This is a genomic window from Sedimenticola hydrogenitrophicus (assembly GCF_025175675.1).
Taxonomy (GTDB): Bacteria; Pseudomonadota; Gammaproteobacteria; order Chromatiales; family Chromatiaceae; genus Sedimenticola; species Sedimenticola hydrogenitrophicus.
In genome coordinates, this window is sequence record NZ_JANIOA010000025.1 from 56,947 (window position 1) to 74,610 (window position 17,664).

A 17,664-nucleotide genomic window follows, 5' to 3' on the forward strand; every position below is an offset into this window, starting at 1 on the left:
CGTCACAGCGTTAAGCGTTAAGGGGTCAGAGCCCTTTTAGATTTGCCCCGCTACCGGAATTCCCCGCGCCGTGTGCTAAAAGGGCTCTGACCCCTTAACTTCCTTGGACGGGCGTAGGGGCAACCCCCCGTGGTTGCCCGGATCGACGGGCCGCCTATCGGCCAAGGCAGCGCGTAGGTTGGGGTGAGTGGAGCGAACCCCAACGGACGATGGTTGTTTTCAACACCACATGTTGGGGTTCGCAGGCTCACCCCAACCTACGGATTGCGCGCGGCTTGACCCGGACTCCTCAGGGTGTTGAGGTGATCCGCTCGATCCGGTTCTGCATCGCCGCGTAGTAGACCACCGGGATCACCACCAGGGTCAACAGGGTGGAGACCAGCAGGCCGAAGATCAGGGAGACCGCCAGGCCACTGAAGATCGGGTCATCCAGGATGAAGAAGGCCCCCGCCATCGCCGCCAGCGCGGTGAGGATGATCGGTTTGGCCCGCACCACCGCCGACAGCACCACCGCCTCGTTCAGCGCCATGCCTTCCCGTACCTGCTGGTTGATGAAGTCCACCAGCAGGATGGAGTTGCGCACGATGATGCCGGCCAGGGCGATCATGCCGATCATCGAGGTGGCGGTGAACTGGCGATCCAGCAGGGCGTGGCCCGGCAGGATGCCGATCAGGGTCAGGGGTATGGGGGCCATGATCACTAGCGGGACCAGGTAGGAGCGGAACTGGGCCACCACCAGCAGATAGATCAGCAGCAGGCCCACCGAGTAGGCAATGCCCATGTCGCGGAAGGTCTCATAGGTGACCTGCCACTCGCCGTCCCACTTCAAGCTGTATTCGTAGGGGTTCTGCGGCTGGCTGAGGAACCACTGTTCCAGACCGTTTGTGCTTTTCAACTGCCCGGAGATGGTAAACAGGCCGTACAGCGGGCTGTCGGTCTCGCCGGCCATGTCACCGGTCACATAGACCACCGGCAGCAGATCCTTGTGCTGGATGGCGTGGGCACGTTGGCTGGGCAGCGCGGTGACGATTTCCGAGAGGGGGATCCAGTTACCCGCTGCCCCCTGGAGTCGTAATGTCAGCAGCTGAGTGATGTCGGTCTTGTCCCCGGGGTGGAGTTCGAGCCGGATCGGCACGGCATATTTGAGATTCTCCCCGTGCAGGTAACTGACGTCCTCGCCGGTCAGCAGCATCCCCAGGGTGCGGGTGATCTCCGCCTGGGCAACGCCGAGCCGGGCCGCCTTGGCACGGTCCACCTGCAGGATGATCTTCTCCGAGGGGTACTCCACCGAGTCGTCCACATCGATCACATCGGGCGTGGCCTCAAACAGCGCACGCAGCGCCTTGGCCTGCCGGATCTGGCCGTCATAGTCGATACCGTAGACCTCGGCCACCAGCGGGGCCTGAACCGGCGGCCCAGGGGGCAGTTCCACGATCTTGGCGTTGCCGTCGAAGCGGCGGGCGATCGCCTGCAGCGGGGCACGCACCGCCAGGGCCACTTCGTGGCTCTTGCGCTCACGCAATCCCTTGTCCACCAGGTTGACCTGGATGTCCCCCAGGTGGGCGCCGCGGCGCAGGTAATACTGCCGCACCAGGCCGTTGAAACTGATCGGCGCGGAGGTGCCGGCATAGACCTGGTAGTCGGTCACTTCCGTCACGCCGCCGAGATAGCGCCCCATGCTGTCGAGCACCTGGGCGGTCCGCTCCAGGCTGGTGCCCTCCGGCATGTCGAGCATCACCTGGAACTCCGATTTGTTGTCGAACGGCAGCATCTTCAGCACCACCGACTGGTTGGCGACCAGGGCAAACGAGCCGGCGATCAGGATCAGCACCGACGCCAGCAGCAGCCAGCGCATCGCCCGTCCCCGGCCACCGGCGAGAAACGGCGGCATGATGCGGTTGAAGACCCGCTGCATCAGCGGGTTGGCCGGGCCGCCCGGCGGCTGGTGATCCTGGTAGCTGGTGCGGCCCAGTACCTTGTGGGTGAGCCAGGGGGTGAAGATGAAGGCCACCGCCAGGGAGATCAGCATGCCGAGGCTGGCGTTGATCGGGATCGGGCTCATGTAGGGCCCCATCAGCCCGGTGACGAAGGCCATCGGCAGCAGCGCCGCGATCACCGTGAAGGTGGCCAGGATGGTCGGCCCGCCCACCTCGTCGACGGCGGCGGGGATTGCCTGCAGCAGGTTGCGGCTGCCCATGGCCAGGTGGCGATGGATGTTCTCCACCACCACGATGGCGTCGTCCACCAGGATGCCGATGGAGAAGATCAGGGCAAACAGGGATACCCGGTTGAGGGTGAAGCCCCAGGCCCAGGAGGCGAACAGGGTAATGGCCAGGGTCACCACCACGGCCGCGCCGACGATCAGGGATTCCCGCCAGCCCAGGGCAAACAGCACCAGCAGCACCACCGAGAGGGTGGCGAAGATCAGCTTGCTGATCAGCTGTTTCGCCTTGGTGTCGGCGGTCTCGCCGTAATTGCGCGTGACGGTGGCCTTGATGTCGCTGGGGATGAAGGTGCCCTTCAACTGGTCGAAGCGCTGGATCACCGCGTTGGCGATATCCACCGCGTTGGTGCCGGGCTTCTTGGCAATGGCGATGGTGACCGCCGGGGTGGTGCCCTCCAGGGTCAACTGCTTGGCGGCAGCGCCGGGGCCGGCCCCCAGCCAGACGTACTGGTCCGGCGTGTCCGGGCCCTGGCGGATCTCGGCCACGTCGCGCAGGTATACCGGCCGGCCGGCATGGCTGGCCACCACCAGGTCACCGATCTCCTCGCTGTGGGTGAGGAAGCTGCCGGCCTGTACCAGGATCTCCCGGTTGTCGCGGGTGATGGTCAGGTCATCGCGCACGCTGTTGCCTGCCTGCAGGCTCTGGCGCAACTGGTTGAGGTCGATGCGGTAGCCGGCCAGGGCCTCCGGGTCGAGCCGCACGCTCACCAGCCGGGTCGGCGCGCCAATGGTGTAGATATCCCGGGTCCCCGGCACCCGTTTCAGTTCCGCCTCGATGGCATGGGCCACCTGCCCCAGCTCATAGGCGCCAGTCTGCGGGTCGTCCGAGCGCAGCGTCAGGGTGACAATGGGCACATCGTCGATCCCCTTGGGTTTGATGATCGGCTGCCCCACCTCCAGGTTGGGCGGCAGCCAGTCCTGGTTGGAGAAGACCTTGTTGTAGAGGCGCACGATGGCGTCGGTGCGGTCCACCCCCACCTGGTACTGCAGGGTGAGCGTGGCCATCCCCGGGCTGGAGACGGAGTAGATATGCTTGATCTCCTCGATCTCCGAGAGCACCTGTTCGGCCGGGGTGGCCACCAGGTTTTCGATCTCCGTGGCGCTGGCGCCGGGAAACGGGATGAAAACGTTGGCAAAGGTGACATTGATCTGCGGCTCCTCCTCCCGCGGCGTCACCAGGATCGCGAACAGCCCCAGCAGCAGCCCCACCAGGGCCAGCAGGGGGGTGATCTCGGTGGAGAGGAAGCGCTCGGCAATGCGGCCGGAGATACCCAGCCTACTCATCGGCCGGTCCCTTGGCCGGGAGATGCCCGGGCGACTGCAGTTTCAGCCGGCTACCCGCCTCGACCGGGTCGAGGGCTACCCGTTCGCCCTCTTCCAGGCCGGAGAGCACCGCGATCATGTCGCCGTTGCGTCTATGGCCGGTCTGGATATGGCGCAGGGAGAGTCGCTGCTCCTCATCCACCACATAGACCGCGGTCACTTCGCTGCGGTAGACCACGCTGGCGGCGGGGATCAGCAGCTGCTGCAGGGTGCCGATCTCGAAACGGGTCTTCACCAGCATGCCGGGGAACAGGCCCGCTACACCGGTGGGGAGCTGCAGACGCACCCGGAAGGTGCCGCTGGCCGGATCGGCAAACGGGAAGACGGTCAGGTCGGTGGACTCCACCGCGCTGCCATCCGGCAGCAGCACCCGCGCCCGGGCCTGCTCGCGGATGGTTGGGATCAGGCTCTGCGGGACGTCGACCGAGACCCGCAGCTGCTCCAGTGAGATGCCGCTGATCAGCCGTTGGCCCGGTGTGGCGGTCTCGCCGGTCTCGATCAGGCGTTCGGTGACGATGCCGGCATAGGGGGCGCGGATACGGGTGTATTCCAGCTGCTCCCGTGCCTGGTCGAGGGCGGCGCTGGCGGCCTCCTGGCGGGCGCGGGACGCCTGCAGGTTGGCGGTTGCCTTGTCCATGGCCGACTGTGCCACCAGCTTGCGCTGGAAGATCTCGCGGATGCGCTCATACTCCCGGCTGGCCTCCTGCCGCACGGCGTTGGCGGCCCGCAGCTCGGCCTCGGCCTGCTCCAGCCGGGCACGCTGCTCGGTATCCTTGAGGCGGATGATCACCGCCCCCTGTTCGACAAAGTCATCCACGTCCACCAGGATCTCCACCACCTGGCCGCTGGTCTGGGCCGAGATGGTGGACTGGTTGGTCGCCTCGACCACCCCGTCCAGGCGGTATTCGCGCGGGATATCGATCAGTCGGGCGCTGCCGGTGGCCAGGGTTTCCGCGGCCGGCAGCGGAGAGAAGGGGAAGGTGGCAAGTAGTAATAGACTGAGACTGAGACGGCGCATCCGGGGTCCTTTTTTCTTCATCTGGTCAGCGGTCCATAGAGTAAGTTACTGGGCCTATAAATTCAGTTGATTTAAGTTGTTTTTTAACGGCTTATGCTGTTGGCCCTATCCGCTTTTATCCTACCGCGACTGCTCCCGTCGGGATAGGGATTCGTTATGTTGTTTTCCTGGCGTGATATTCATATTCCCTGCCCAGCCAAGGGGGTATACTCGGCGGGGAATTAAACAATGGAGAAACTCAATGGAACTCTTTGCAGTAGCGATGCTGGTGCTGGCGATGGTGATTGTGGTGCTGGGCGCCAAGCGGGTGCCGCAAGGTATGGAGTACACGGTGGAGCGGTTCGGCCGCTATACCAAAACATTGCGTCCCGGGCTGAATCTGATTGTCCCGCTGGTGGACAACGTCGGGGCCAGGCTGAATATGATGGAGCAGGTACTGGATGTCCCCTCCCAGGAGGTGATCACCAAGGACAATGCCATGGTGACGGTGGATGGTGTGGTCTTCTACCAGATCCTGGACGCGGCCAAGGCGGCCTATGAAGTGAGTCAACTCACCCACGCCATCCTCAATCTCACCATGACCAATATACGTACCGTGATGGGCTCGATGGACCTGGATGAGCTGCTCTCCATGCGTGACCAGATCAATGCCCAACTGCTTGCGGTGGTGGATGATGCCACCACCCCCTGGGGTATCAAGGTGACGCGTATCGAGATCAAGGATATCTCTCCCCCCCGCGATCTGGTGGATTCCATGGCGCGCCAGATGAAGGCCGAGCGTGAGAAGCGGGCGCAGATCCTGGAGGCGGAAGGTCATCGCCAGGCCGCGATTCTCAAGGCCGAAGGTGAAAAGCAGGCTGCCATCCTCGAGGCGGAGGGTGACCGGGAGGCCGCATTCAGGGAGGCCGAGGCGCGGGAACGTCTGGCCGAGGCCGAGGCCAAGGCGACCCTGATGGTCTCCCAGGCCATTGCCAAGGGCGATGTCAGCGCGATCAACTATTTTATTGCCCAGAAATACACCGAGGCATTGAAGGAGATCGCCTCGGCCCCCAACCAGAAGGTGATCATGATGCCGTTGGAGGCGTCCAGCCTGATCGGCTCGGTGGCCGGTATCGCCGAGATCGCCAGGGAGGCGATCGGCAGATCCTCCCGGAGCGAGCCGTGATGGGGCTATTCGAATCCGCCACGTTCTGGCACTGGTGGGTGCTGGGGAGCATTCTGATCGTGCTGGAAGTATTCTCGCCCGGCGTGTTCTTTCTCTGGATGGCCATCTCCGCCGGTATCGTCGGGCTGGTCCTGCTGCTGTTGCCGGGGCTTGGCTGGGAGATCCAGATCCTGATTTTTGCCCTGTTCAGTGTTGTCAGTATCGTGGCGTGGCGGATCTATCTGGTGAAGCATCCCACCCGGAGTGACCAGCCCCGGCTCAATCGTAGGGGTGAGCAGTATATCGACCGGATCTTTACCCTCGGTGAGCCGGTGGTGAATGGCCAGGGCAAAATCAAGGTCGATGACAGCACCTGGAAGGTCCGCGGCGACGATTGCCCGGCGGGTACGCGTGTCAAGGTGGTGGGCGTGGACGGCGTGGTACTTCAGGTGGACATTATCAGGGAGCAGGACAGCGTCAGCTGACGTGACGTACGGACAGATGTGCGCCATGGGCACCGTTGGCGGGAACGGCCCGCCTTATGGTTAGGGCAAGGGGGTAGTGGCGCCGCTTCGTTGGCTTGTGCTAGCCTTAACCTGTCCTTTTCCCGCTATCGGCAACAACCAGAACAATGGCTACTCCGAAGTATCGACTCGTATTCACCGGCAAACTGCGCAAGGGATTCAATCACCATGAGGTGCAGCAGTCGCTTGCCCAGCTGCTCAAGATTCCCCTGGATCAGGCGGGTCACCTGATCCAGGGGAGTCGTTTCCGAATCAACAGGACGCTGGAGAAGTCGAAGGCGGAGCGGCTGCTGGAGAAGATCAGGGCGCGCGGTGCCGAATGTTCCATCGAACCCAGCGGCCCCCTCGCCGGGCCGGGGGAAGCGAATCCGTCCGCGCGGGCGTCCGGCAATACGGTGGGATCCGCGCAGCCGGGTCCACTCGCGCCCCCGGAGGCGTCGCGGTCACCGGACCGGCCTGAACTGACCGCCGACGACGAACGCACCCGTCCCCTCTCCGCCGTCAGCCCCGAAGCCGCCGATGAGGATATCGTACTGGCGACCCCGGTAGTCAGGCGTGCCGCCTACAAACCGGACGATGACTCGGAGAATGTCGGTACCTTTTATCAACGGAGCACTACGGTCGAGACCCGCGACAGGGCATCCCGGGATAAGCGCCGACGCCTGGTCCTGCTCGCCAGTCTGTTCGGCGTAGCCGCCGTAGTGCTGCTCTGGCTGGTGTGGGATGAACAGTCGTCGCCGGTCGCTACCGTGACGTCGGTTGTTCCGGCCACTCCCGTCGACCCCCAGCGGGCCGAGACCGTTCGCCGGCTGGAGCAGCTGAATCGCTCCATCAAGGTGTGGATGATACAGTACGGTTCCGGATTCAACCCCGCCCAGGTGACCCTGGAGCGGTTGCAGCAGGATCTGAACATCGGCCAGCAGGGGATGCTGGATGGCTGGGGTACCACGCTGCGGTTCGAGCCGGAGGCCGGGAAGTATCAAGTGATCTCCGCCGGTCCGGATAAAAGCTTCGGCACCGCCGATGACCTGAAACGGGAAACGGCGGTGAAGTAATCCGCCCCCTTTACGGGCGCCCCATGGGCGCGGTGGGTCCACCCCGCCCTGTGAGCCGGAAACAGCAGAGACGTAGCATTAGGTGAGGGCGGAACGGCCTAACCCATCAGAGAGTCCCACGAAACCCGCTTTACGGGTAATCAGAAGAAAAATTCAGCGACGGATTGATCCGGGCGGTGGGGGCTGCGTTGTTTGGGCGGGTGTACCCGGACGGGGTGCTGGTCAGCGGGTCCCGAAAACCACAATGGTCTTGCCTTTGACATAGACCAGGCCCTGCTCCTCCAGGTTTTTTAACACCCGGCCCGCCATCTCCCGGGAGCAGCCGACAATCCGACCGATCTCCTGACGGGTGATGCGGATCTGCATGCCGTCCGGGTGGGTCATGGCGTCGGGTTGTTTGCACAGCTCCAACAGGGTGCCGGCGACCCGGCCGGTCACATCCAGAAACGCCAGGTGGCCAACCTTGCGGCTGGTATGGATCAGGCGCTGGGTCAGCTGGCCGCCCAGGGCGTAGAGTATATCCTTCGCGTAGTCACGCAGTTCGCCGTCAAACAGCTGCTCCAGGCGTGCATAACTGATCTCGGCCAGCATGCAGTCGGAGCGGGTGCGCACCAGCACGCTACGATTCGATTGCGCGAGAAACAGCCCCATTTCGCCGATGAAATCGCCCTTGTTGAGATAGGTGAGAATAATCTCCTTCCCGTCTTCGTCCTCGATCAGTATGGTGACGGAGCCGTCCACGATATAGTAGAGAATATCGGCCCGATCGCCCGGATGGATGATATCCGTTTTCGCCGGATAGCGGCGTCGGTGACAGAACGACAGAAAGGGCTTCAGAAAAGCGGGATCCTGTTCTGGTGGCTTGATAATGCTCATGGGCGACCTTTGGTTAAGGACTGGGAATGAAACGTTCCACCTAGGATTCTAGGTGAGCTCCTGCGGATTGTCGATCTATGCTAGTCTGCAAACCTTTATTAACTTGCGAGTATGTGATGAAAGCACGGGTAAAATGGGTCGAGCAGACCCTCATGGTGGGTGAGTCCGGAAGTGGTCATGCCGTGGTGATGGACGGCCCGCCCGATTTTGGCGGCAGGAACCTGGGTGTACGGCCGATGGAGATGCTGCTGCTGGGGCTTGGGGGTTGTACCCAGTTCGATGTGGTGCATATCCTGCGCAAGGGACGAAACCAGGTGACCCTCTGCGAAGTGGAGCTGGAGGCCGAGCGCGCCGAAACCGACCCCAAGGTGTTTACCAAAATCCATGTCCACTTCCGGCTGGCGGGTCCCGGTCTGACCGAAAAGGCGGTGGAGCGGGCGGTCAAGCTGAGCGCGGAAAAGTACTGCTCGGCGTCGATCATGCTGGGACAGGTGGTGGAGATCAGTCACGATTTTGAGCTGGTGGCGGAATAAGGGCTCGCAAAGTCCCCTTCCGCGGCTACTGGATGGAGGAGGAACTACATAACCCGTCGGCCACCGTCCAGTGGCTCGGTCTTCAGCCATGGTGGACGCGCTGACGCTTAGCCATCCGGGCTGTTGCGATAAACGCGAATGTAGGATGCCGGTGAGCTTGCGAACCGCATCATGCGCAGATAAAGTTTGATGCGGTTCGTGTTACTCACCGCATCCTACCACGCTTCGGGGTAACCGCTCGGTTACCACACCTTTGCCGCGTTCCTCGTTCCCACGCTCTGCGTGGAAATGCATGCCCATCCGGGTAGGCACCGGGTGTAGTTCAGGAAAGCCGGTTCTTGAACTCCTGATAACCGAAGGTGCGGACCATCCGCAATTCATCCCCGGAGGTCCAGATCGCCAGCGAGGGCAGGTTGACACCGTTGAAGGTGGTGTTCTTGACGAAGGTGTAGTGGATCATGTCTTCCAGTACGATCTTGTCGCCCACCTGCAACGGCCGCTCGAAGGCGTAGTCTCCGATCACGTCCCCCGCCAGGCAGGTGTTGCCCCCCAGCCGGTAGGTGTAGGGTGTCGAGCCGGGCTCGCCGGCGCCGCGGATATTCGGGCGGTACGGCATCTCCAGCACATCCGGCATGTGCGCCGCGGCCGAGGCGTCGAGGATGGCGATATCCATATTGTTGTGCACGATATCCAGCACCGAGGCCACCAGCGGTCCGGTCTGCCAGCCGACGGCGCCGCCCGGCTCCAGATAGACCTCCACGCCATGGCGTTCGCGGAAATCGCGTACCAGGCGGATCAGCAACTCCACGTCGTACCCCTGGCGGGTCATCAGGTGTCCGCCGCCGAAGTTGATCCACTTCATCTGCGGGATCCACTCGCCGAAGCGCTCCTCGAAGGCGGCCAGGGTGCGTTCCAGGCTGTCGGCGCCGCATTCGCAGAGGGCGTGAAAGTGCAGTCCCTCGATCCCTTCCAGCGCTTCCGGCTGGAACTCCTCCAGGGTGACTCCCAGGCGCGAGGTGCGGCCGCAGGGGTTGTACATGTCCACCGCCACTTCCGCCACCTGGGGATTGACCCGGATGGCGCAGGAGACTCCGGCGGCCAGCGCCTGTTGCCCGAAACGCCGCCACTGGCTGAAGGAGTTGAAGGTGAGGTGGTGGGCCAGTTTCAGGATCTCCGGAAACTCGGCGTCGCTGTAGGCGGGCGCATAGACGTGCACCTCCTTGCCGAACTCCTCGGCGGCCAGCCGGGCCTCGTTCAGCGAGCTGGCGGTACAGCCATGCAGCACCTCGCGAATGATCGGAAAGGTGCTCCACATGGCGTAGCCCTTGAGCGCCAGGATGATCTTGCCTCCCGACTCGCGCTGCACCCGTTCCATCAGAGACAGGTTGGCGCGCAGCCGGTCCTCCTCCAGCACGTAGCAGGGGGTGGGGATGCGGGAGATGTCCAGTGTCATGATACGGCCGATCTTTCCTTATTCGGGAAGGGCGTCGATATCGATATCGGTTTCAATATCGGTCCAGGGCAGGCCGTGGCGGTTGAGCGCGGCCATGAACGGATCGGGATCGAACTGTTCCATGTTCCACACTCCCGGCTTCATCCACTCGCCGGTCAGCATCATCATGGCGCCGATCATCGCCGGCACCCCGGTGGTGTAGGAGACGCCCTGGGCGTTGGTCTCCCGGTAACACGCCTGGTGGTCGCAGATGTTGTAGACGTAGCGCGACACCGGCTGCCCATCCTTGCTGCCCTTGACGATGCAGCCGATGTTGGTCTTGCCGACGGTACGCGGGCCAAGCGTGGCGGGGTCCGGCAGCAGCGCCTTGAGGAACTGGATCGGTACGATCTCGCGGCCTTCGAACAGGATCGGCTCGATGGAGTCCAGGCCGATGTTGCGGAACACCTCCAGGTGTTTCAGGTAGGCGTCGCCAAAGGTCATCCAGAAGCGCATGCGCCTGACCCCGGGGATGTTCTGCGACAGTGACTCCATCTCCTCGTGATACAGCAGGTACATCTGCTTCGGTCCCACCTGCTCAAAGTCGAAGGTGTGGTGGATCTCCATCGGCCGGGTCTCTACCCAGACGCCGTTCTCGAAGTAGCGGCCGTTGGCGGTCACCTCGCGGATGTTGATCTCGGGATTGAAATTGGTGGCGAAGGCGTAGCCGTGGTCGCCGCCGTTGCAGTCGAGGATATCCACCGTGTCGATCTGGTCGAAGTGGTGTTTCAGCATGTGGGCGCAGAATACATTGGTGACGCCGGGGTCGAAGCCGGAGCCGAGCAGCGCCATCAGGCCTGCCTGCTCAAAGCGTTCCCGGTAGGCCCACTGCCACTTGTATTCGAACTTCGCCTCGTCCAGCGGTTCGTAATTGGCCGTGTCCAGATAATGCACGCCGGTCTCCAGGCAGGCATCCATGATGGTCAGGTCCTGGTAGGGGAGCGCCACGTTGATCACCATGACCGGGTTCACCTGTTTGATCAGGGCCACCAGCTCGGGCACATTATCGGCGTCCACCTGCGCGGTGCGGATGGTTCTCCCGGTCTTCTCTACCACTTCAGCGGCGATCTGATCACACTTGGACCGGGTGCGGCTGGCCAGGTGGATCTCGCTGAACACCTCGGCGATCTGGGCGCATTTGTGCGCTACGACACGACCGACGCCACCGGCTCCGATAATCAGTACAGTACTCATGCTATGTGCGTTCCTTGAAGTAGAAGGAGAAAACCAAACGCAGGGCGCTTCTTGTCACAGTTTAATGTCCAAGTATGACATTTCATATCGATCCTGCACGGCCGCGCAGGATCGGCTTGCGGGCGGTTGGCTCCCGGGCGCCACGGGAGCGCAATGATAGCAGTTGAACGGGGTTCAGTCATCAGCAGGGCCGATGGGCCAGGGCATTTTTGCTGCTTACCGAAAATCCGGATTTTCCTGGTGATTGCAGTGGCCGGTGGGCCTGTCCGGTCAAGCGTAGGGGGACATGAAAGGCAGCGCATCCGCCCGCGTGTCAGGCTTGGTCCGATCCCCTCTCCCGCAGGCTGATCTCGACCAGCTCAACAGGATGCACGGTGCGGATTTTGCGGCCTGCCTGCCGTAGCCCACGGGCGAGCTGTAGGGCGCAGCCGCTATTGCTGGTGGCCAGGAACTGCAGTTCCTGGCCTGGCAGCTGCTGGATTGCCCGCGCGCCCAAGGCATCGGACATCTCCGGCTGTTCCAGCAGATAGCTTCCCGCCGCCCCGCAGCACTGGATCTGGTCGAGGCGGATCAGCCGGATGCCGGGGATCCGCAATAACAGCTTTTCCGGTTCGTCTGCCAGTTTCAGCTGGTGTCTGAGGGTGCAGGGCGAATGCAGGCCGACCGCACCGTCCACGGGATTGAGTCTCATATCATCCGGCCAGTGACAGCGGTTAAGGAACTGGCTGATCTCATACACCGGCGCCGGAAGCGGCAGTTCGGTCAGTTGCGTACCGCAGCCGCTGGCCAGGTAGAGCACGGCATCCAGCTCTTTATCGGCAAAGGCCTTATGGTTGATGGTGGCCATCGTTTCGGCGGTCTGCGGCTCGCCGGTGTGCTGATGCATGGCGCCGCAGCAGCCCTGGTCGTCGGGGACGACCACCGCAAAACCGAGGCGGGTCAGCACGGCAATGGCCGCATCCAGCGCCCTGCGGTCACTGATCCGTCCGGCACATCCGGTAAACAGCCCGACGCGTCCCTGGCGGGAGGTTGTTGCCGGATAGCTGGACCGCCAGCTGCCTACCCGGGCGTGCTCCGGCAGCAGCCCGTCCAGGCGGCGAAAACGCCGACCCCCCAGGGTGCGCAGCAGGGGGCGGATGCCGGTATGGCGGTAGAGCCATAACCCCAGGCGGCTCCAGCTCCGATAGGGGAGATGGGTGATGAGATGGTGCGCGAGCCGTTCCCCGCGGCTTTTGTGCCGGCGGGCGCGAATCCCGTCGATCAGTTGGCTGTAGTCGACCCCGGAGGGGCAGGCCGCCTGGCAGGCGAGACAACTCAGGCAGCGGTCAAGGTGCCGATTGGCCTGCGCGCTATCCAGGTGGCCGCCGGCAATGCCCTGGATCAGCGAGATCCGGCCTCTGGGGGAGTCGCCTTCATCCCGGGTCAGAGTGTAGGTGGGGCAGTGGGGCAGACAGATGCCACACTTGACGCAGCGGTCGGCCTCCTTGAGTAGTGTTTCTTCAGGGTTCACGGGCTTAAATGGCTGATGTGCCTTCAAATCAGGTGCGGGTGCGCTGGATTAGAGTGAATGGTGTAGTGAATAAATCGGCTGGCTGCCGGCTCAGAGTGTCGTCGCCAAGGGGGATGATGTCAATTTAAACAGTGGCGAGGTAGGAAAAGTGTTGACATTAAAATAATAATATTAGAAGATATTAACACTTTAAATGTTGATGCATTTTTAAGTACTCCATCCATCCTCCTTTGGTGGTTTATATTATTAAAAAGGCGTAGCCTCCCCTGCTACGCCTATTTTTTTGTCCAGGAGAATGTCCATGCCGATGAGGTTTTGTGCCCGGGTATCGGAGTCAAATGGACTTAACCCTGAATGATCGAACCAGGTGTATAGCTTCATTTGACTCCGACAACTCCTAGGAGCCTGGAGCCAAATGACGACCAGGAGCGGCTTTAAGTTTAAATTATAGTTCAACTGGGCCTTGCCAGCGTGTGCGCGGTCCGGTAATATTCGCGCTCTTTTTTGAAGCGCTAGTATTGTTACTCCGCTGGAGCAAGTCAGATGACGACCGTAAGTGCAAAACCCGCAGAAGTGCGCCGCGACTGGTTCGTGGTCGACGCCACAAACAAGACCCTTGGCCGTCTCTCAACCGAGATAGCACGGCGTTTGCGCGGAAAGCATAAACCCGAATATACGCCGCACGTGGATACCGGCGACTACATCGTTGTGGTCAATGCCGAGAAGATTCGCGTAACCGGTAATAAACTGAAAGACAAGATGTATCATCATCACACCGGCTACATCGGCAACCTGAAATCCATCAGCCTGGAAAAGCTGCTGGACAAGGCGCCGGAGCGTGTGATCGAGACCGCAGTCAAGGGCATGCTGCCCAAGAATCCACTGGGTCGTGCGATGTTCAAGAAGCTCAAGGTCTTTGCCGGCCCCGAGCATGCACATCAGGCACAGCAGCCCCAGATGCTGGATATCTAAAATCCCGCTGGATATCTGAAATCCACCTAACGGAACAGAAACATGGCTCAAACCCAGAATTATGCAACCGGACGTCGTAAAAGCTCTGCTGCACGCGTCTTCCTGACCACCGGCAGCGGCAACATCGTCGTCAACGGCCGTCCCCTGGACGAGTATTTTGGCCGCGAAACTGCACGCATGGTGGTTCGCCAGCCGCTGCAAGTGGCCGACCTGCTGAAGAACGTGGATATCAAGGCCACGGTCAAAGGTGGCGGCACCACCGGCCAGGCCGGCGCCATCCGCCTCGGTATCGCCCGCGCCCTGTCCGAGTATGATGAAGGGTTGCACAGCCCGATGCGTCGCGCCGGCTTCCTGACCCGCGACGCCCGCGAGGTGGAACGCAAGAAGGTCGGACTGCATAAGGCGCGCAAGCGTCCGCAGTACTCCAAGCGTTAACATGTCCCTGGCGCTGCCCTCCGGGTGGCTCCAGACATATTGGGGATTCGTCTAACGGCAGGACTACGGACTCTGACTCCGTCAGTGGAGGTTCGAATCCTCCATCCCCAGCCATATTGAATCAACCCGCTCCGGCGGGTTTTTTCATGGCAGTGAAAAAATCTCCTGGATGGAGGGTGAGAAGCTCCACCGAGGTTCGGCGCGCAGCGCCACGAGGAGCGCAGCGACGAGCCCGAAGGGTGAGGCCGCAGGCCGAATAATCCTCCATCCCCAGCCATATTGAAACGACCCGCTTCGGCGGGTTTTTTCATGGCAGTGAAAAAATCTTCTGAATGGAGGGTGAGAAGCTCCACCGAGGTTCGGCGCGCAGCGCCACGAGGAGCGCAGCGACGAGCCCGAAGGGTGAGGCCGCAGGCCAAATAATCCTCCATCCCCAGCCATATTGAATCAACCCGCTTCGGCGGAGACCTATGCATTGCATAGGCTATAGCGCCGTACTATACTGCACAGGACAGACATAGGCAGGAGATAGTATGCGTACCGTATCCATTTTCAAGAACGGAAAGAATCAGGCAATTCGCTTGCCCAAGGACATGGAGTATGAAGGTGTCAGCGAGCTGGAGATCACCCGGGACGGTGATGCGATCATCTTGCGCCCTCTCCGTCCGAGCTGGCTCACCTTGGCCGATCAGCCCAAGGCGGATGAGGATTTCCTGCAAGAGCGTGCCACGGTCATCGGGGACGAAGGCAGATTTAATCTGTGAAGACGTACATGCTTGATACCTGCATTTGCTCCTTCATCATGCGCGAGTTGCCAGAGTCGGTATTGCAACGGCTGGCAAATGAGGTTGCTCAACAGAACAGGATCGTAATATCGGCGGTCACCTATGCCGAAATGCGCTACGGCCAAATCGGCAAGAAAGCCTCACCCAAGCACAAGCAACTCGTTGATGAATTCGTGCGGCGCGTGGATGCCGTGCTCCCCTGGGATATGGCCGCGGTGGATGCCATGGTGGAAGTCAAGCGTCAGCTGAGCGAGGCCGGGACACCGATCGGCGACAATGACACCGCTATCGCGGGACATGCCCTTGCGGTCGGCTGCGCGCTGGTGACAAACAATGTACCTGAATTTAGCCGAGTTCCTGGGCTGGTGTATGAGGACTGGGTTCACTGAGGCATATGGATCGAGATAGTTGACTGTACCGGCCGTAGCGGTTGACAGGCAGCGTTGTTGAATATGTGGATCCAACCGAGACAACCAACACCACCAACCGTTCCTCAATAACCTGGTAAACCAGCCGAATACCAGATGCCCTCAGTTTAATCTTGTAGTAATGCGCCATCCCCCGGAGAGCGGCCGATGGGACGACTGGATTTTCCAGTCTGGATCGAAGTTTCTTCTGTAGTTGCCGTTTTAGGGTCGCATCCAAGCTTCGCCATTCATCCAGGGCTACCTCAAGAAACTCCAGTCCATAGCTCATGCAAGATCCTCAATATCAACCGCTACAATACGGTGATCCTGTGACAGTCGGGCCTTGACCTCTTCGGCCAGGTCGATGTCGTCCAGCATATCCATGATCTGCTCGAACACCTGGGCCCCGATAAAGTAGGCTGCCGGCGTGTTGTGATTGAGGATCGCTACCGGATTACCACCGGACTGATTCAATAAAGCAGTCGGATTCTTTTTCAGCTCTGTAATGCTGGCTGTAAACTCCGCCAGTATCGGTTTCATGTAATCTCCGCCTAGCCTGTGCGCTTTTCAGCCCGGTTTTCCAGTCCACACAATTGGGTATATTAACGAATATTGTTCTCCGGCCCGGATTTGTTTGAGGATGCCATGCACCATTTACGGACCTAAGGATGGCATCCAGACTGCTTAATGGCGGCGGTATTCCTGGATGCCGGCCTGCGCCGGAATGACGAAAATCCTGCAATTCGCCTTAAGTTAAGTGCCATTCTTCTCTAAACCCGGATTTGCGGGGTCTGTAGGCGGCTTTAGCCGCTATACTTAAGCTGTTGCAAATGACGCGGTTTATGGCGGTTTTTGGAGTCGTGGGGTGTAATTGGCAATTATATCCAAATTATTCGGTTTTCATCCTAACTCCATGCTGCAGCGAAATTTATGGATTTATTGTCATTGCCGGATTCCGATGCCCTGTTGCAAAATAGCAACAAAAACTGAAACTGTGGTTTTTTTTGTAGAAAAGTGTTGCAAACCGTCTGGGCGAGTACTAGTATCTCCCCTGCACAGCATTTTTCGTAAATTCACTTTTAGCGGGAATCTATAATGAAAAAACTTCTTTCTATCGCCATCGCTGCTGCAGTTGCAGCTCCCATGGCTGTTAGCGCAGACACCACCATCTATGGTCTGATCGATAACGCTCTGACCAACAACGACAATGGCACCACCGACTCTTGGGATATCGAAGAGGGTAACGGTACTTCGCGTTTTGGTGTCAAGGGCAGCGAAGATCTGGGCAACGGTCTGAAGGCTCTCTTCCAGTACGAGTGGGATACCGAGTCCACTGAGGGTGGATCCACCTCTTCAGTTGGCCTGAAGACCCGCCTTGCTTATGTCGGCATTGCAGGTAATTTTGGTACCGTTGCAATCGGTCGCCAGTGGACCCCCTACTACGGTGCGGTTGGCAAGACCAATATCATGAATGCACCCTCCACTGGCTTCCGTCAGCACCTGAACACCTTCCGCACCGGTAACGCCCTGGCCTACGTGTCGCCGAACTTCAACGGCTTCAGTGCGGCTATCGCCTTCGTTATCGACGATACTGCTTCCAATGATATTGAAGATGGCGCTGACGCCACCAACTTGGCGTTGAATTATAACAACGGTCCTTTGAGCGTTGGCCTTGGTTACCACACACAAGAAGCAACCGGCGCTGTGGCAGCAGTAGCCGCTGTTCCTGGTAATGCTGGTTCCGCAGCTATTGCTGCAGCTGCAGACGTGGATATTTGGGGTCTCTCTGGTAAGTACAACTTCGGGAACTTCGCTGTTATAGCTTCGTACGAAGAAAAGGATACCGGTTCTTCAAGCAATACCGAAGCATGGGGCCTGGGTGCCGAAGCGTACTTTGGTAACAACACCGTTCGCGCGCTGGTTGGCAATACCGACACCGGTGCAGCCGATACCGACGCTTGGGCGATTGGTGTACAGCACAACTTCAGCAAACGCACCCGCGTCTATGCTGAGTATGCTGAGCAGGATGCCGGCGCTACAGATCAGAGCGAATTTGCACTGGGTGTTCGTCACGACTTCTAATCTGATCTGATCAGTTAGAAACAAGTGATAAAGAACGGGGCCTTCGGGCCCCGTTTTTTATTGGTGCGCCAGGCATGGCGCGCAGCGCCT

The 17,664-nt window shown here is 60.4% G+C and carries 17 protein-coding genes, 1 tRNA gene and 2 other RNA genes; 12 read left to right on the forward strand and 8 right to left on the reverse strand.

The features are described from left to right. Positions 1–289: 289 nt before the first annotated feature. Together NPX02_RS13970 and NPX02_RS13975 are read right to left on the reverse strand one after the other, a co-directional pair. On the reverse strand, positions 290–3,508 hold the full coding sequence (locus NPX02_RS13970; RefSeq protein WP_260294360.1) for an efflux RND transporter permease subunit: 3,219 nt from the start codon (positions 3,506–3,508) through the stop codon (positions 290–292). Continuing rightward, positions 3,501–4,586: an efflux RND transporter periplasmic adaptor subunit gene (locus NPX02_RS13975; protein WP_260294361.1), complete on the reverse strand. Its 1,086-nt coding sequence runs from the start codon at positions 4,584–4,586 to the stop codon at positions 3,501–3,503. The genes NPX02_RS13970 and NPX02_RS13975 overlap by 8 nt, the downstream gene beginning before the upstream one ends. Positions 4,587–4,806: 220 nt before the next feature. On the opposite strand from NPX02_RS13975, the gene NPX02_RS13980 reads away from it, so the two are divergent. The 3 genes from NPX02_RS13980 to NPX02_RS13990 all read left to right on the forward strand — a co-directional run bounded on the left by NPX02_RS13980 (position 4,807) and on the right by NPX02_RS13990 (position 7,288). After that, entirely contained in the window at positions 4,807–5,730 is a 924-nt protein-coding gene (locus NPX02_RS13980; protein WP_260294362.1) for an SPFH domain-containing protein, read from the forward strand. After that, positions 5,730–6,194, forward strand: a complete 465-nt coding sequence (locus NPX02_RS13985; protein ID WP_260294363.1) for an NfeD family protein — start codon at positions 5,730–5,732, stop codon at positions 6,192–6,194. Before NPX02_RS13980 ends, NPX02_RS13985 begins: the two co-directional genes overlap by 1 nt. Positions 6,195–6,340: 146 nt before the next feature. Continuing rightward, on the forward strand, positions 6,341–7,288 hold the full coding sequence (locus NPX02_RS13990) for a hypothetical protein (RefSeq protein WP_260294364.1): 948 nt from the start codon (positions 6,341–6,343) through the stop codon (positions 7,286–7,288). Between the two features lie 222 nt (positions 7,289–7,510). On the opposite strand, the gene crp is transcribed toward NPX02_RS13990, so the two are convergent. Continuing rightward, positions 7,511–8,164, reverse strand: a complete 654-nt coding sequence (gene crp, locus NPX02_RS13995; RefSeq protein ID WP_260294365.1) for a cAMP-activated global transcriptional regulator CRP — start codon at positions 8,162–8,164, stop codon at positions 7,511–7,513. Between the two features lie 116 nt (positions 8,165–8,280). On the opposite strand from crp, the gene NPX02_RS14000 reads away from it, so the two are divergent. After that, positions 8,281–8,697 carry an OsmC family protein gene (locus NPX02_RS14000; protein ID WP_260294366.1) on the forward strand — a complete coding sequence of 139 codons (417 nt, stop codon included), beginning with the start codon at positions 8,281–8,283 and terminating at the stop codon, positions 8,695–8,697. A 322-nt stretch (positions 8,698–9,019) separates the two neighbouring features. On the opposite strand, the gene nspC is transcribed toward NPX02_RS14000, so the two are convergent. The 3 genes from nspC to NPX02_RS14015 form a co-directional block, all read right to left on the reverse strand. Then, positions 9,020–10,150: a carboxynorspermidine decarboxylase gene (nspC, locus tag NPX02_RS14005; protein ID WP_260294367.1), complete on the reverse strand. Its 1,131-nt coding sequence runs from the start codon at positions 10,148–10,150 to the stop codon at positions 9,020–9,022. A gap of 18 nt (positions 10,151–10,168) precedes the next feature. Continuing rightward, entirely contained in the window at positions 10,169–11,383 is a 1,215-nt protein-coding gene (locus tag NPX02_RS14010; RefSeq protein WP_260294368.1) for a saccharopine dehydrogenase family protein, read from the reverse strand. A 313-nt stretch (positions 11,384–11,696) separates the two neighbouring features. Then, positions 11,697–12,893 (reverse strand): (Fe-S)-binding protein, encoded by a 1,197-nt coding sequence (locus tag NPX02_RS14015; protein WP_260294369.1) that lies wholly within the window; start codon positions 12,891–12,893, stop codon positions 11,697–11,699. 543 nt (positions 12,894–13,436) lie between these two features. Between NPX02_RS14015 and rplM the strand changes: the two genes are divergently transcribed. The 7 genes from rplM (at position 13,437) to NPX02_RS14050 (ending at position 15,474) form a co-directional block, all read left to right on the forward strand. Next, positions 13,437–13,865 carry a 50S ribosomal protein L13 gene (rplM, locus tag NPX02_RS14020; protein ID WP_260294370.1) on the forward strand — a complete coding sequence of 143 codons (429 nt, stop codon included), beginning with the start codon at positions 13,437–13,439 and terminating at the stop codon, positions 13,863–13,865. A gap of 42 nt (positions 13,866–13,907) precedes the next feature. After that, positions 13,908–14,300, forward strand: coding sequence for a 30S ribosomal protein S9 (gene rpsI / locus NPX02_RS14025; protein ID WP_260294371.1), 393 nt, complete (start codon positions 13,908–13,910; stop codon positions 14,298–14,300). A gap of 40 nt (positions 14,301–14,340) precedes the next feature. After that, a tRNA-Gln gene (locus NPX02_RS14030) sits at positions 14,341–14,414 on the forward strand. Positions 14,415–14,455: 41 nt separating this feature from the next. Beyond that, positions 14,456–14,577, forward strand: a non-coding RNA gene (locus NPX02_RS14035) — RtT sRNA. 41 nt (positions 14,578–14,618) lie between these two features. Next, a non-coding RNA gene (locus NPX02_RS14040) (RtT sRNA) lies at positions 14,619–14,740 on the forward strand. Positions 14,741–14,833: 93 nt separating this feature from the next. Further along, positions 14,834–15,064 carry a type II toxin-antitoxin system VapB family antitoxin gene (vapB, locus tag NPX02_RS14045; RefSeq protein ID WP_260294372.1) on the forward strand — a complete coding sequence of 77 codons (231 nt, stop codon included), beginning with the start codon at positions 14,834–14,836 and terminating at the stop codon, positions 15,062–15,064. Positions 15,065–15,072: 8 nt separating this feature from the next. Next, positions 15,073–15,474 carry a type II toxin-antitoxin system VapC family toxin gene (locus NPX02_RS14050; protein WP_305792883.1) on the forward strand — a complete coding sequence of 134 codons (402 nt, stop codon included), beginning with the start codon at positions 15,073–15,075 and terminating at the stop codon, positions 15,472–15,474. Here the strand turns inward: NPX02_RS14050 and NPX02_RS14055 are convergent. Then, entirely contained in the window at positions 15,431–15,781 is a 351-nt protein-coding gene (locus tag NPX02_RS14055) for a type II toxin-antitoxin system RelE family toxin (RefSeq protein ID WP_335342572.1), read from the reverse strand. The genes NPX02_RS14050 and NPX02_RS14055 overlap by 44 nt on opposite strands. Then, on the reverse strand, positions 15,778–16,032 hold the full coding sequence (locus tag NPX02_RS14060; protein ID WP_260294375.1) for a type II toxin-antitoxin system Phd/YefM family antitoxin: 255 nt from the start codon (positions 16,030–16,032) through the stop codon (positions 15,778–15,780). Before NPX02_RS14060 ends, NPX02_RS14055 begins: the two co-directional genes overlap by 4 nt. A gap of 555 nt (positions 16,033–16,587) precedes the next feature. Between NPX02_RS14060 and NPX02_RS14065 the strand changes: the two genes are divergently transcribed. Further along, on the forward strand, positions 16,588–17,574 hold the full coding sequence (locus tag NPX02_RS14065) for a porin (protein ID WP_260294377.1): 987 nt from the start codon (positions 16,588–16,590) through the stop codon (positions 17,572–17,574). The last annotated feature ends 90 nt before the right edge of the window (positions 17,575–17,664 follow it).